Raw genomic sequence first — 13,792 nt, 5'->3', positions numbered from 1 at the left:
CCTAATTCCAAGCCAATAACTTGGCTAATACTGATTTCATTTCATCTCTTTTAACAATGGCATCTAAGAAACCATTCTTAAGTAGAGTTTCTGCACGTTGGAAATCCTTTGGTGGACGTTGTTGAATTGTCTTTTCAATAACTCGACGACCAGCAAAACCAATTAATGTGTGTGGTTCAGAGATGTTGATATCTCCTTCCATGGCATAACTAGCAGTAACACCACCGGTAGTAGGATCAGTTAATACAGAAATGTATAGTAATCCTTTTTCGGCGTGATCAGATACCGCTTGTGATACCTTGGCCATTTGCATTAATGAGTGGATTCCTTCTTGCATTCTGGCACCACCAGAACATGAGAAGACAACTACTGGTAAGTTCTTTTCGGTTGCTTGTTCGAATAATCTAGCAAGCTTTTCACCTGTGGCAGTACCTAAACTACCCATGATGAAACGAGAATCCATTACACCTAGGGCAAATTCAGTATCACCAATCTTGGCGAAACCGGTTTGAACACTTTCGTTTAGGTCAGTGGCCTTCTTTGACTTTTCAAGCTTTCCAGCGTACTTTTCGTCGCTTAAGAAACGCTTTGGTGCACTAATTTCAGAATCGATTGGTGTGAATTCGTCCACAGTCATGTTGATTCTTTCTTGTGCGCCAAGTCTAAAACCATAACCACAGTTAGGACATAGCTTGTATTCCCCTAACTTCTTGTTGTAAAAGCTTTCTTCACAAACTGGACATTTGATAAACAAATGATCTGGAACTTTGTCCATTAGAGTTTGTAAATCTTTGGTTTCTTCTGATTTATTATTCTTCAACGTTTTTCAACCACTCTTTCAAGAATGATTTTTCAATGTATAGATTATTGAAATCTGAATCATTGAAATGTTTGTCTTGTAACAAATCATTTAGGAATTGACGGTTAGTCTTTACTCCATCAACCTTAAATTCATTAATTACTCTTCTCATTTTTACGACAGCCTGAGGCTTGTCAGGCATATGTACAATGATTTTAGCAATCATTGAATCATAGAAAGGAGAAATGGTGTCACCTTGTTCAACACCTGAGTCAATACGAACACCCTTAGTTCCGAATGGGAAGTTAACCTTACGAAGAGTACCTGGTGCTGGTAAGAAACCATGTGCAGGGTCTTCGGCGTTAATACGGCATTCGATTGCGTAACTATCTACCTTAATGTCATCTTGTGTGAATGGTAAAGCTTCACCAGCGGCAACTTGGATTTGAGCCTTGATTAATTGAACTCCAGCAACTTCTTCAGAAACTGTATGTTCAACTTGTAATCTAGTGTTCATTTCCATGAAGTAGAAATTGTTGGTCTTTTCATCCAATAGGAATTCGAAAGTACCAGTGTTTTCGTAACCAATTTCCTTGGTTGCTTTAGCAACAAGCTTACCTAGATAATCACGTTGAGATTGAGAAACTTCCATACATGGAGTTTCTTCAATAATCTTTTGATGACCTCTTTGTAGAGAACAGTCACGTTCAGGGAAGTAAACAACATTTCCCTTTTGATCTGCGATAACTTGCATTTCAATATGCTTAGCATCACTTAAATCTTTTTCCATGTACAATGAATCGTCATTGTATGAAATTCTTGCTTCACGCTTGGTAGTGTTAAAGATTTCCTTTAATGCTTCTTCATCGTCACATTCACGAATACCTTTACCACCACCACCGGCAGCAGCTTTAAGCATAACTGGATAACCAATTTCATCCGCTAGTTTTAAAGCATCTTCTAGACTATCAATGGAGCCGTCTGAACCAGGAATGGTTGGTACTCCACTGTTCTTCATCGCTGCCTTGGCATGAGATTTATTTCCCATTAAATCAATTACTTTTGAACTTGGTCCAATGAACTTAATTGAACATTTTTCGCAAAGTTCAGCAAATTCAGCGTTTTCAGATAAAAATCCGTAACCGGGGTGAATAGCTTCTGATCCAGTTAAAATTGCAGCGTCAATCACTGCAGCCATGTTCAAGTATGATTCGTTTGGTTGTGGACCACCAATACATACTGATTCGTCGGCTAATTTAACGAACATGCTATCCTTGTCGGCAGTTGAATAAACGGCAACAGCTTTAATGTCCATCTCATGAAGTGCTCTTATGATTTGCACCGCGATTTCACCACGGTTAGCAATTAATACCTTTTTAAACATTTCACTCATCCTTTATGAACTTATTCAATTGCAAAGATTAAAGTACCTTCACAAATAACTTCGCCATCTCTAGTAACTGTTCCATGACCTTCACCAATGTTTCTCTTTAGCTTTGTCATTTCAACAGCTAGTTCCAACTTGTCGCCTGGTCTAAAGCTGTCTTTGTAAGTAGCTTCCTTGATACCACCAAAGAAAACATTATGTCCTTTGTATTCAGGCATTGATAGTAATGCACAAACTCCAGTTTGAGCTAGCATTTCCATCGCGATTGGTCTTGGCATTCCAAATTCAAGATGTTGTTTTGAGAAGAACCATTCGTTAACAGTTAAAAGCTTTTCAGCCTTTGCACCTTCACCAGGTCTTACTTCAATAATCTTGTCTAACATTTGGAATGGGAATCTTTGAGGAATGAAATCTTGTACGTTATAGTCCAAAATTAGTCCTCCTCAATTTCAAAAATTGGTTGATCGTATTCAACCATGTCACCATTTTCAGCAACCTTCTTAGTAATAGTTCCAGAAACGGGACTCTTAACTTCGTTGATAACCTTCATGGCTTCGATTACACAAACAGTGTCGCCCTTCTTAACGTGATCGCCCACTTTTTTGTAGACTGGTTTTTCAGGACTTGGGGCAAAGTATACGATTCCAACAAGTGGAGCCTTAATCTTTGCACCTGAAGCTGCTGGTTTAGCAGCTGGTTGTTCACTTGCAGTTGCGCCAGCAGCTGGAGCTGGTTGAGCAACGTTTTGAACTGCAGCGTGTTCTAACTTACTGAAGTATAAGTCAGTACCATCATCGGCAGTAATCTTAAATTCTTTCATGCTGGACTTATCGAACTTGTCCATTAACTTTTCAATGTCTTTTTGTTCCATGTTTTTATATCTCCTGTTAATTAAGAATGTTCTTACTTAACTTTGATTACATAGTTAATCCACCGTCAACGGTGATTACTTGTCCATTCATGTATTCGTTCTTGATTAAGAATTCAACAACTTGAGCAACTTCGTCTGGAGTACCAAAACGTTTTGCTGGGATCTTTTCTTCCCAATCAGCGATGTAACTGTCGCCTAGTTTAGCTGTCATAGCAGTCTTAATCATACCTGGAGCAACCGCATTACAACGGATTCCACGTAGAGCACCTTCTTGGGCTGTAGTCTTAGTTAAACCTACGATACCGGCCTTAGTAGATGAATAGTTAGCTTGACCTAAGTTACCGTGTAGACCTGCGATACTTGAAAGGTTGATAATGCAACCCTTACGAGCTCTTTGCATCTTCTTCATAGCAAACTTAGTCATGTTAAATACACCAAACAAGTTAGTGTCTAATACTTGTTTGAATGAATCACCCTTCATTCTAGTTAATAGAGTGTCTTGGGTGATACCGGCATTGTTAACCAATACGTCTAGTTTGCCGTATTTTTCAATAACACTGTCAATCATTGCTTTAGCGTCATCTTCTGAAGCAACGTCTCCAACCAATACATCAATTTCTGAATCGAAGTTAGCTTGGAAAGCTTTCAATTCTTCTTCATTCAATTGACGGTGTGAGTTAGCGATTACGATATTGTTTTCATCCTTAGCTAGACGAACTGCGTCAGCTAAACCTAATCCCTTAGTAGCACCAGTGATTAGAATTACTTGTTTTTCGTTATTTTCCATAATTATTCTCCTAACTTATCTAATAAGGCATCTAGAGTTTCAACACTTTCTACATTGTATGTATCAGCCTTTAATGTCTTTTTAGCAAGCTTACTTAGCGTATTTCCTGGACCGATTTCGATAAAAGCGTCAATGTTTTTGTCTTCCAATGAAGCAACATCTTGCATGAAGTGTGTAGGATTGATTAGTTGGTTAACTAATGTTTCCTTGATGGTGTCCTTAGCAAATGGTTTTACGGTAGTATTACTGATTACATCTACTTGAGGTTCATCAAATTCAACACTTTCAAGACGTTTAGCTAATTGATCTGATGCAGGTTGCATCAATGGAGTATGTGAAGCGACGGCAACTTGTAGTGGAACTACACGTTTTGCGCCTTTTTCCTTCAATACTTCCATGGCGTTTTGAACCCCTTCTTTAGTACCACCAATAACAACTTGTGACTTGTTATTGTAGTTAGCTGGGTAAACGTCATCAATTTCATCACAAACGCTCTTCACAAAATCAGGGCTAAGACCCAATACAGCAGCCATAGAACCTGGATTTTGCTTACCTGCTTCATCCATGTAATGTGAGCGATCGTGTACTAGCTTTAGCCCTGATTTAAAAGATAGTGCTTTAGCAGCAACTAAAGCACTATACTCGCCTAAACTCAATCCCATCATTGCAACAGGTTTCTCTATTTTGTCTTCTAAAATACGATGAATAGCTACACTCATCGTCAAAATAGCGATTTGAGTATTATTAGGATTATCAAAAATTTCCGGATCAGCTAAGTTTAAATTCAATGTTTCTGAGGCCTCGTCAATTGTACGTTTATACACAGGGTTTGACTTGTACAAATCCTGTCCCATTTCCTTAAATTGACTACCTTGGCCACTAAATAGATAACAAATATTCAAACTTAAACACTCCTAGTTAATTAAAACTAATTATTATTCTTCAACTTTACCAGCAACGTAGTCAACTAATTGTTGTACAGTTGCGATGTCGTTGTCACTGTCAATTTCGATGTCGTATTCGTCTTCTAGAGCATCGATGATTTCAAATAAGTCTAAACTGTCTAGGTCTAGTTCTTCTTTGAAGTTAGTGTCCATCTTGATGTCTTCAGCCTTAACGTCTGATTGATCTACAACGATTTCTTTTACCTTGTCAAAAATTGCGTTCTTGTCTGCCATAATATAATTCACTCCATATATAAAATTAAAATAATAAATTAATACCTTAAAATAATAGTTCCTGTGGTTAGGCCACCACCGAAACCAGAAAGGGCGATAATATCTCCCTTAGCTATTAAACCATTTTCCATCATTTCTGACAACAAAATAGGTTCACTAGCTGCAGAGGTGTTCCCATAAAGATTAATATTGATAGGGAATTTGTCCTTACTAACGCCTAATTTACGGGCTACTGATTTAATAATTCGAGCGTTAGCTTGATGTAACACAAAGTGATTTATGTCACTTAACTCAATCCCAGCTTTTTCTGCTGCTTCTTTAATTGATAATGGAACATTCTTGGTTGCGAAGTTAAATACTTCTCTACCATCCATATGCAAATAACGATCTGTGTCGTCATCATCTCGTGGTCCAAATGTTTCATTTCCCAATATATGACCAGCAAGAAGAGCTTCTCTTCTATCTCCATAATTCTTCAAGTTACTGGATAATACTTCTCCATCACCTTGGTTCGAAACTAGCATTCCACCAGCACCATCACCGAATAATACGGCGGTGGTTCTGTCTTCCCAGTTAATCAAGTTACTCATTTTTTCTGAACCAATTACCATCCCTAAAGCATTAGGCTTTAGTTCAAATAATGAGTGCATCACATGAGTAGCGAAAACAAATCCAGAGCACGCAGCACTGATATCAAATGCAACAGCATTCTTAGCACCAACAATACCTTGAACTGCAGAAGCAGTTGATGGCATATGGTAGTCTCCAGACATCGTAGCTACAATGATAAAATCAATATCATTCGCATCAACGTTTCCGTTCTTAAGTAATTGCGAAGCAACCTCAGCACTTAAAGAAGTGTTAGTTTCCTTAGTGGCGATTCTACGTTGCTTAATCCCGGTTCTTTTGCTGATCCATTCATCAGAAGTATCCATGATTTTAGCTAAATCGTCATTGGTAACTATCTTTTCAGGAACAGCTTTAGCAGTAGCTAAAATTGAAAAACTGCTCATGATATCTCCTCTAAACTGAATTTAGTTTACTTTCTCGATAGTATCTATAAAATACCACTCATTTATTTTTAATTAATTTCCCCTTTTTTTCAACTGATAAAAACTCATATCAACGTCTTGTCAATCGATAAACATTGATATATCAACGGTTTAGCTATACTTTATATCCATATTTTTAAAAGTTACGCATTATATATTATGTAACTCATTAAATATTGGTGTTTCTTATAAAATTAAAAAGCCACCTATAATAGGTGGCTTTTTGTTTTTGATTATTTGATTACTTTATATACTTCATCCATTGGTTGGCGTTTCTTTGGAGTAATGTCTTGGTCACGGTAACCGAAACCAGCCATCACTGAAACACCCCATTCTTTAGGATCTAAGATACCCTTTTGAGTTAAGATATCTTCAATCTTTGAACGGTTGAATCCTTCAATTGCACAACTATCGATATCTAATTCTGCAGCTGCAGTCATCATGTTAGCTAATGCAATGTAAGTTTGTTTGCATGCCCAGTCAAATTGCTTTCTGTCATCAGTTAAATCAAATTGGGTCTTTTGGAAATCATCAAACTTCTTTGAGAATGGTGAGTCAGGTGCAAAATGGTGTCCACTAACATCTTCAGTAATGTGTTGAACATACTTACTTGTAGCAGTGATGCCCTTCTTAGCTAAAATGATTAAGAAGTGGCTAGCACCGTTTAGACTGTTTTGAGCACCCCATGCATCTTCATAGATGTCTTTTTTAACATCATCATTTTCAATTAAAAGGAACTTCCATGGTGAAAAACCAAAGGCACTAGGTGAAAGTCTACCAACTTCCATGATTGTATCCCAGTCTTTGTCAGAAATCTTCTTGTCAGCGTCGAACTTCTTTGTAGCGTAACGACGGTGAGCAGTTTTAATAATTTCTTCGTTTTTATCCATTATTATCTACCTCTTTTACGTATATAGTAGATGTAACTTAACATAAAGATTTATTTAAGTTCAACAATATACACTTAATAGAAGCGTAATAGAATTGACGCGCTATGCTGATTTAACTATACTTAGAATGTAATTTAAATAAGTTTATTGGAGACTTTATTATGAACGCACAAGACTTATATCAAAAATGGGTTGCTCAACCCAACCTAAATGAATCCGTAAAACATGACCTAGCAAAAATCGCTAATAATAATGAAGAAATTAACGATGCTTTTGGTACTAACATGTCATTTGGTACTGCCGGTATGCGTGGCTTAATTGGTGCTGGTATCAACAGAATGAATATCTACACCGTTAGACAAGCTACCGAGGGTCTAGCATCTTACATGGATACTTTAGATGAAGAATCAAAAAAACGTGGTGTTGCCATTAGTTTTGATTCAAGATATCACTCAAAAGAATTCGCATACGAAACAGCTCGAGTATTAGGCCAACACAACATCAAATCATACGTGTTTGATGACATCCGCCCTACTCCTGAATTGTCATTTGCAATTAGACACCTACATACTTTTGCCGGTGTTATGATTACTGCAAGTCATAATCCAATGCAATACAATGGATACAAAATCTACGGCCAAGACGGTGGTCAAATGCCTCCAAAGGCTTCTGACATGATTACCGACTACGTTAGAAAAGCCGATGATGTATTTGCAATCGACGTTGCTGACGTAAAAGACTTAAGAGATAAAGGACTTCTATCAGTCGTTGGTGAAGACGTTGATGATGCATATCTAGCAAACGTCAAGACAGTTAACGTTAACCACGACCTAATTAAAGAAGTTGGTAAGGAACTAAAATTTGTTTACACCCCTCTTCACGGTACAGGTAAGATCATCTGCCGTCGTGCCTTAGATAATGTTGGTTTTAAAAACTACTCATTAGTTAAGGAACAAGCAATTGCTGATCCAGAATTTCCAACTGTGGACTTCCCTAATCCAGAATTCCCAGAAGCATTTAACTACGCTATCAAGTTAGGTAACGAAGAAAACGCCGACGTTTTAATCGCAACCGACCCTGATGCTGATCGTTTGGGTGCTGCCGTAAGACAACCAGATGGTTCATACGAATTAATGACTGGTAATCAAATCGCATCAGTACTATTGGACTACATCCTAACCGCTAAGAAGAATGCTAACGAACTACCAGCTGATGGAACAGTTGTTAAATCAATTGTTTCCACTGAACTAGCTACTAAGATTGCTAACAACTATGGTGTTGAAATGCAAAACGTTCTTACTGGATTCAAGTACATCGCTGAAAAGATTAAGGACTTCGAAGAAAACAAGGATCACACATTCCTATTCGGTTTTGAAGAAAGCTTTGGTTACCTAATCAAGCCTTTCGTTCGTGATAAGGATGCTATCCAATCAACTGTATTACTTGCAGAAGTTGCTGCTTATTACAAGCAAAAGGGCCAAACTTTATACGACGGTCTACAATCAATCTACAAGAAATACGGTTATCATGAAGAAAAGACCATCTCAAAGACCTTTAGCGGTATTGAAGGAAAAGAAAAGATGGCTAACATCATGAACGAACTACGTTCAAACCCATTAAACGAATTCAACAATCAAAAAGTCGAATCACTTGAAGACTTCCAAACATCTATCAAGACCAATGCTGATGGTTCTACTGAAACAATCGAACTACCAGAAGCTAATGTATTAAAATACTGGCTTGATGATGGCACATGGTTTGCTATCCGTCCTTCAGGAACAGAACCAAAGATTAAGTTCTACTTAGGAACTGTTGATGATTCTGCTGAAGCTGTTAACAACAAACTAAAGACATATGAAGATGCAGTTGATCAACTGATTGAACAACTAGTCTAATCAAAAGCGTTATTAACATGATGTTAATAATGCTTTTTTTGTGTTTCGTGATAGAATGTTAGTATAAATTCAAGTTGAAAGGACATTTCCATGAGAAAGCAAACATTCTCTGTTGAAATTGAGGCCAATCCCGGCGATTTGCGACAAATGAAGCATTACTTGCATAAATGGAAACCTGATTTTGTTTCAATTAGCAATCTTAGTCGCTATTCATACGAAGAAATGGTCCAATGTGCCAGATACATTCAGACGGATTTACACATCCCCGTTGTCATCCACCTAACTGGATTAACACATACAAAAGAAGAAGTAAAAAAGGCTTTTAATCAGTTAATGGACTTAAATATCCGTAACTTTTTATTAGTTCGTGGGAACATCCATCATAATATGCATATCGAAGATGACTTTAACTACGCTAGCGATTTGATTAAATACGTGAATCAACTAGATACGGATTCAAAAATCAATGTCGTTGCCGGTTGTTATCCTGATATTCACGTACTCGCTGACTCACTTACAGAAGACATCGAGTATTTAAAACAAAAGGTGAATTCTGGAGTCGATAGCCTAATATCATTAATGTGTTTCGATAACAAACGAATCTATAAGTTTCTAGATAAGTCTCGTGAATTCGGCATCAATGTGCCAATCCGTATTGGTATCATGCCAATCACCGATCCGTTTAAAAAAGATTACCTAGCGCATAATGATGTTAAGATGCCCGAATTCTCTAAAGAAGAGGACAATCTACTCGAGGATGGAATTGATTATGCCGTTAATCAAATCAACGATTTGTACGAACACAACGTTAACGGTATTCACCTATATACTCACAATGATTGGATGGTATCCGATCGAGTATTTGAAAACATCAAGCAAAACCTATAAAGGAGCATCATCCAATGGACAACAGTAATGCTGCTGACAATAAGCTTGCACCAACCAAGCAACTTACTGACGAGCAATCTCGCCTAGTCGAACAAATCAAACAGTTTGCAATCAATCACTTAAATGATGACACCCACGCTGTCTTCACCATTTACGGTGATGCCGGAACTGGTAAGTCCGTCATTTTAAGTAAGTTATTCTACGACATCCAACAAATGGCGCATGAAAAAAGCAGTCCGTTATATCAAACTAGTAACTATTTCTTGGTTAACCATCCCGAAATCCTAAAGGTTTACAAGAAGATGGCCGGAAGTCAGGATAATGTATTAAAGAAGAACTTTAATCGCCCTACTTCCTTTATTAACCAAAACGACAAAAACCATCAAAATGTGGATATCACAATTATCGATGAAGCCCACCTATTATTATCACGTGGGGATCACTACAATAATTTCTATTACGATAATCAACTATCTGAAATCATTAAGCGTTCTCAAATCACCATCTTGGTATTTGACCACCGCCAAGTTCTTAGAACTAAATCGTTTTGGAACTTAGACAGATTGCACCACATAATTGATCCATACACCAATGGTGAATATCACCTAACCCATCAATTCAGAATGACCGCCAGTGACTCGTTGGTCAAATGGATTAATACCTTTACTGATGGTAAACTCACCCCACTTCCTGCTGACGCTAAGAAAGATTATGATTTTCGTATCTTTGATAACGCTGAGGAAATGCGGAAGGCCATCTTTGCTAGAAACCAAGAAGTCGGCCTTTCTCGAATCGTTTCTACTTCTGGATACCCATCAACACTTGATGGTGGCAAACACTATGTCACTGAACCAGACTTCAAGATGCCATGGGATCAATACAACTACACACAAACCCCATGGGCAGAAATTCCAGAAACCGTAAACGAAGTCGGTTCCATGTTTACCTGCCAGGGATTTGACTTGAACTACGTTGGAGTCATCTTAGGACCACCAATCTATCTAGATGGTGATGACGTCCACGTTGAAATGAGTAAGTTCACTGATGTGGAATCACTCAAGAAACGTAAGGACATGGATGATCCAGTCGAGTTTGAAAAGATTAAGGAACAATTGGTATTGAACTCAGCCAACGTCTTACTAAAACGTGGTGTGAAAGGTTTATACATCTTTGTTCATAACCAAGAACTACGCAAACGTCTCTTAGACGACTACAAGAAGTTATAAAAAATGTCACTCAGATAATCATTTCTGGGTGGCTTTTTTGCATAAACTGATATAATTGTTTCAATTAAGTTTTTTGGAGGGGAAAATATGAAATACTCGCTTAACTGGGATTTAGATTCAATCTTTCCCGGGGGATTACATGGTAAGGAATTAACGGATAAACTAGCTGTCATCGGCGAATCCATCGAAACATTTCGCCAAGCCATTAACGACTACGAATTCGATGATGATGACGCGCAATTCTCTAGATTTTCAGAACTAACCGACTTCTTACAAAAAATTCAGGCCGGAATTATTCAAGCTTCAATGTACATAAACGGTAAACATTCCGACGATGTAAACAATGAGGAAGTTCCACCAATGATTGATAAGGTTCAATCACTAGATGTTAAAGCCGCCCAAATCGCCCAACTACTTCAAAAGAAGTTAGCCGATTTATCAGATGATCGTTTCAATGAACTAATCAAACAACCTGGTCTAGACACCATTGCCTTTTCTTTGCAGGAAAACAGACATTTTGGAAAAGAACTACTGGATGACACCCAAGAAACCATCATTTCAGAAATGAACCTAGAAGGTTTAAGCTCATGGTCCAACCATTACAGCACACTAATTGCCGGCGTTAACGTCGACTTTAGAGACGAAGACGGTAACCCTAAAACCCTATCAGCTGGACAAGCCGATAACGAAATCTTGGGTAACTCAGATGCCAAATATCGCCAAGACCTAATGCCTAAATGGGAAGCTGCCTTTGAAGAAAAACAAAACCTATTTGCGGACACATTAAACCACCTATCTGGTAGTCGTCTTCTAGACTACAAGTTCCATGGTACTGACGATTTCTTGAAGTACCCTTTGGAACTTAACCGCATGTCAAAACAAACCCTTGATACAATGTGGAAGGTCGTTGACGACAACAAGGACGTCTTGATTAAGTTCTTAAATCGCAAGGCCCAATTAATCGGTAAGGATAAGATTGGCTGGGAAGACGTCGCTGCCCCAATCAACATTGGAAACGAAAAATCAAAGACATTCACATACGATGAAGCTGCCGAATTCATCATCAAACAATTCAACAGTTTCTCACCTAAGATGGCTAAACTAGCTCAAAAGGCGTTTGAAAACAGATGGATTGAAGCAGAAAACCGTCCAGGAAAAGAACCGGGTGGATACATGCAAGACCTACCGGAAACTGGCGAAGCTCGTATCTTTTTAACCTTCACCGGTTCACCAAACGATGCATCAACCATCGCCCACGAACTAGGACATGCCTTCCATAGTAGTGTGATGAATGATCTACCATACTTCCGCCAAGACTACGCAATGAACGTTGCTGAAACCGCATCAACATTCGGTGAACTAATCGTTTCTGACGCCAACGTTAAGGAAGCAAAAACTGATGAGGAAAAAATTAGCCTACTAAACGCCAAGATGGATAACCCTGTCGCAATGTTTCTAAACATTCGCGCTCGTTTCCTATTTGAAACTCGTTTCTACGAAAGAAGACAAGACGGCGTTCTAACCGCTAATGAAATTAACGACTTGATGGTACAAGCTCAAAAGGATGCCTATGGTGAATCACTATCTACCTACTCACCTCACTTCTGGGCAAGTAAGATGCATTTCTACATCGACGACATTCCTTTCTACAACTTCCCATACACATTCGGTTACCTATTCAGTCTAGGAATCTACGCCAAAGCGCAAACTACCGACGACTTCGAAGATCAATACATCTCGTTACTAAGAGATACTGCTAACATGACTACCGAAGAGTTAGCAAGCAAGCACTTAGTTGTTGATTTGACCAAACCAGACTTCTGGGAAGCCGGAGTTAAGTTAATCGAAAAAGACGTTGATGAATTCATCAAACTAACAGAAAAATATGTATAAAAAAAGAAGCGCTCTTATCGAGTGCTTCTTTTTTTGATTAACGAACTACAACGGCCATCTTACCTTCGTAGTTGTATAGGCTCATAAATTGTGAAGTTGAAACCCAGAATACTGGATTACTCTTACCAGTCTTGAATTGGTATCTCCATGATGATGGATCTGCCATCTTGAAGAATCCATTCTTGTATCCAACAACCACTAGAGTGTGTCCAGTAGGCTTCTTCATACGGTATCCAGTGTATGCGATCACTGGGTTACCATGTTTGATTTCATTGATAATTTGGTTCTTTGATGCACCACTGAAATTGTAAACAGTCTTTCTGTAGGTACGACCGTACTTAGCTAAAGCTCTTGGGAAGATCGTCCAGTTTTGGCTGGTGTTGTTCTTAGCGAATGGGTCTCCTACGAAACCGTAGTTTTGATTGGTAGATCTTGGCATTCTATCTAAGAAGTATTTAATTCCCTTGTCCAAGCCGATGCTTCTAGTTGAAAGAGCCATCTTTAAGGCAGTCCCTTCACAACCGTTTGGTGCATCGAATGGGAAGTGTTGACTTGTATATACGAAAGGAATTTCGTAGACACTAGTCTTGCTTAAATCTCTTGAGTTAATCCATCCTTGGTTAATTCCTTGGTAACTAATCTTGTAGTAAACAGATTTATTTAATTTAGCTACTTGAGTTAGTTGAACAAGTTGGTTTTGAAGATTGATCTTCTTCATCACCTTTACTCCTTCTTTGTAAGGAGAAACGTAAGTATCTACGTTGTTTTTGTTAACGATTCTTGCATTTTGGTTTCGCGCTGAACTAATGGTATAGTTCTGACTTTCTGCGTTTGATGTATCAGAATGAGCTACGCCCAATGCGACGATAACTACACCTAAAAACATTATCACACCAAGTGCAGATAATATTTTCTTCATTATGTCT

Annotated in this window: 14 protein-coding genes; 4 read left to right on the top strand and 10 right to left on the bottom strand. The window is 38.2% G+C overall.

Annotated elements, in window-relative coordinates; all coding sequences use genetic code 11:
* Nucleotide 1 precedes the first annotated feature (1 nt).
* The 9 genes from J3U50_RS00610 to J3U50_RS00570 all read right to left on the bottom strand — a co-directional run bounded on the left by J3U50_RS00610 (nt 2) and on the right by J3U50_RS00570 (nt 6,964).
* The gene (locus J3U50_RS00610) at nt 2–820 is read right to left on the bottom strand and encodes an acetyl-CoA carboxylase carboxyltransferase subunit beta (protein WP_191978845.1); all 819 of its coding nucleotides are present in this window, start codon (nt 818–820) and stop codon (nt 2–4) included.
* The gene (locus J3U50_RS00605; protein ID WP_054608434.1) at nt 810–2,183 is read right to left on the bottom strand and encodes an acetyl/propionyl/methylcrotonyl-CoA carboxylase subunit alpha; all 1,374 of its coding nucleotides are present in this window, start codon (nt 2,181–2,183) and stop codon (nt 810–812) included. Before J3U50_RS00605 ends, J3U50_RS00610 begins: the two co-directional genes overlap by 11 nt.
* A gap of 20 nt (nt 2,184–2,203) precedes the next feature.
* Nucleotides 2,204–2,617: a 3-hydroxyacyl-ACP dehydratase FabZ family protein gene (locus J3U50_RS00600; protein ID WP_034534258.1), complete on the bottom strand. Its 414-nt coding sequence runs from the start codon at nt 2,615–2,617 to the stop codon at nt 2,204–2,206.
* 2 nt (nt 2,618–2,619) lie between these two features.
* Nucleotides 2,620–3,057: a biotin/lipoyl-containing protein gene (locus J3U50_RS00595; protein ID WP_034532418.1), complete on the bottom strand. Its 438-nt coding sequence runs from the start codon at nt 3,055–3,057 to the stop codon at nt 2,620–2,622.
* A 46-nt stretch (nt 3,058–3,103) separates the two neighbouring features.
* Nucleotides 3,104–3,844, bottom strand: coding sequence for an SDR family oxidoreductase (locus J3U50_RS00590; protein WP_034532417.1), 741 nt, complete (start codon nt 3,842–3,844; stop codon nt 3,104–3,106).
* Nucleotides 3,845–3,846: 2 nt separating this feature from the next.
* Nucleotides 3,847–4,746, bottom strand: a complete 900-nt coding sequence (fabD, locus tag J3U50_RS00585; RefSeq protein ID WP_034534262.1) for an ACP S-malonyltransferase — start codon at nt 4,744–4,746, stop codon at nt 3,847–3,849.
* A 33-nt stretch (nt 4,747–4,779) separates the two neighbouring features.
* Nucleotides 4,780–5,022, bottom strand: a complete 243-nt coding sequence (locus tag J3U50_RS00580; protein WP_034532415.1) for an acyl carrier protein — start codon at nt 5,020–5,022, stop codon at nt 4,780–4,782.
* Nucleotides 5,023–5,060: 38 nt separating this feature from the next.
* Nucleotides 5,061–6,035 (bottom strand): beta-ketoacyl-ACP synthase III, encoded by a 975-nt coding sequence (locus J3U50_RS00575; RefSeq protein ID WP_054606926.1) that lies wholly within the window; start codon nt 6,033–6,035, stop codon nt 5,061–5,063.
* A 272-nt stretch (nt 6,036–6,307) separates the two neighbouring features.
* Complete coding sequence (locus tag J3U50_RS00570) at nt 6,308–6,964, bottom strand: NAD(P)H-dependent oxidoreductase (protein WP_301945352.1); 657 nt, start codon at nt 6,962–6,964, stop codon at nt 6,308–6,310.
* A gap of 161 nt (nt 6,965–7,125) precedes the next feature.
* Between J3U50_RS00570 and J3U50_RS00565 the strand changes: the two genes are divergently transcribed.
* The 4 genes from J3U50_RS00565 to J3U50_RS00550 all read left to right on the top strand — a co-directional run bounded on the left by J3U50_RS00565 (nt 7,126) and on the right by J3U50_RS00550 (nt 12,866).
* On the top strand, nt 7,126–8,859 hold the full coding sequence (locus J3U50_RS00565; protein WP_301945351.1) for a phospho-sugar mutase: 1,734 nt from the start codon (nt 7,126–7,128) through the stop codon (nt 8,857–8,859).
* A gap of 90 nt (nt 8,860–8,949) precedes the next feature.
* A complete protein-coding gene (locus J3U50_RS00560; protein ID WP_054608438.1) occupies nt 8,950–9,747 on the top strand; it encodes a methylenetetrahydrofolate reductase in 798 nt (265 codons plus the stop codon).
* Nucleotides 9,748–9,761: 14 nt separating this feature from the next.
* On the top strand, nt 9,762–10,973 hold the full coding sequence (locus tag J3U50_RS00555; RefSeq protein WP_054608439.1) for a DUF2075 domain-containing protein: 1,212 nt from the start codon (nt 9,762–9,764) through the stop codon (nt 10,971–10,973).
* Between the two features lie 87 nt (nt 10,974–11,060).
* The gene (locus J3U50_RS00550) at nt 11,061–12,866 is read left to right on the top strand and encodes a M3 family oligoendopeptidase (protein ID WP_301945350.1); all 1,806 of its coding nucleotides are present in this window, start codon (nt 11,061–11,063) and stop codon (nt 12,864–12,866) included.
* Nucleotides 12,867–12,903: 37 nt separating this feature from the next.
* Here J3U50_RS00550 and J3U50_RS00545 read toward each other — a convergent pair whose 3' ends face one another.
* Complete coding sequence (locus J3U50_RS00545) at nt 12,904–13,785, bottom strand: C39 family peptidase (protein ID WP_301945349.1); 882 nt, start codon at nt 13,783–13,785, stop codon at nt 12,904–12,906.
* Nucleotides 13,786–13,792: the final 7 nt, after the last annotated feature.

The sequence above is a fragment of the Lactobacillus sp. B3795 genome, assembly GCF_026535805.1.
GTDB classification, from domain to species: domain Bacteria; phylum Bacillota; class Bacilli; order Lactobacillales; family Lactobacillaceae; genus Apilactobacillus; species Apilactobacillus kunkeei_C.
Note: the sequence above shows the minus strand (reverse complement) of the source record. Positions and strands in the feature narration are given on the sequence as shown.